The 1516-nt window shown below is 58.1% G+C and carries 1 protein-coding gene; it reads right to left on the reverse strand.

Annotation, left to right across the window (positions count from 1 at the left end):
* Positions 1-74 precede the first annotated feature (74 nt).
* Positions 75-1241, reverse strand: a complete 1167-nt coding sequence (locus tag BREU_RS11105; RefSeq protein ID WP_238567089.1) for an MFS transporter — start codon at positions 1239-1241, stop codon at positions 75-77.
* Between the last annotated feature and the right edge of the window lie 275 nt (positions 1242-1516).

A 1516-nucleotide genomic window follows, 5' to 3' on the forward strand; every position in this document is an offset into this window, starting at 1 on the left:
GGCCACAAACCAGGGCATGGCAGAACGGCTGTTGAGTATGGACTAGTGAAGCTCCATACGAATCTCCTGTCTCGTCAGTGACTGCGGCGTTTCCATGCGGCGATTATGCAACAGGCTGCGCAGCCGTAGAGGACAATGCTGGTCATCAGCGACGGCGTATAAGTCCCCGTCAGGTCGAATACCAGTCCGTGGACCGTCGTGGCAATCGCGACGGTGGCCTGCCCGGCTGCGTCGATCACTGACAGGACACGCGCGTAGTCGGCTGCGCCGGATACACGCCGGATCGTCCACGGCAAAGCCACCATGAGCAGCCCTTGGCCGATGCCTACAAGGAAACTGGCAGCAATGGCTGCGGTCGGACGGTTGGCCGCCCATAGTCCCGTCCAGCCGATTAATCCGATGACGGCGAATCCGAAGATTACGTATGGTGGGTGTAGCCGGTCAAGCATGGGTCCAATCGTGAATTTGCCTGCTGCGGCACCGAACATGCGGCTGGTGACCACCAGCGAGCCCTGCGTGAGCGTCAGTCCGATTGAAATCTCGTAAGCGGAGATGTGCTGATTGATGCCGGCGACGATTTGCAGCATCACCATGGCGGAGATGAGCAATAAGAACGCATGGCTGATGTATGATACGGCCGATTCTTCAACCTTGCGCATCGTCGGATGCCGTGCCGGAAGGGTTGTGTTCCCGGATTGCGGGGCAAGTCGGAACACGGTCATCGTGAACGGCAACAGAAGTATTGCCAGGGTCAAGCCGGTCAATGCATACGCCATGCGCCAGCCATATTGCGTGATTACCATCGACACGACTGGATTGAACAGTGCTCCACCGAATCCAGAGAGACAGCCGGAAATCCCCATTACTGTGCCGAAACGGTCAGGGAACCAGCTCGACAGCAATACCGGTGGTGCGATCGTGACCGGCAGCACGTAGGTCACGCCCATGATGGCGAACGCCACGTTGAACTGTCGGATGCTGCTGCAGAACGCGCATGCAACGAACGCTGCGCTACATATCAGAATGCAGAGGCTGAGTGCAAGACGAAGGTTCAGACGGCTGAACAGCCGCCCGACGACGAGCATAGTTAACGCGCTGGTGATGAGGCGGATAGATACCGGCAGTGCCGATGCGGCTCGGCTCACACCTAGATCCCGGCTTATCGCGTCGAAATAGAGGCCTGCGGTGTTGATCAGCAGACCGGAGCCGACGAACGACATCATGCAGCAGCCGACGAACACCAACCATGGCATCAGCGGCGGTATGGCGGTGCGATCATGCTCCGGTCGTACTGTCATGGCCCGGCCTGCAGTATCACACTCATTCCAATCTGCTTCGGAGCATCGTTGTTCCTTGGTCAATCTGTCTCCTGCTCTCGATTCTAACCATCGCAGCCTGCGCACAGGTGTACGTACGCCATCGCGGCAGTTTATCGCCGTCGGACTCGCAACGTCCGTCAGAATCTACGATTTGTTGCCATAAGGCTGCAACGGTATGACGTATGCCGTGCGCAAGC

The sequence above is a fragment of the Bifidobacterium reuteri DSM 23975 genome, assembly GCF_000741695.1.
In the GTDB taxonomy this organism is placed as follows: Bacteria; Actinomycetota; Actinomycetes; order Actinomycetales; family Bifidobacteriaceae; genus Bifidobacterium; species Bifidobacterium reuteri.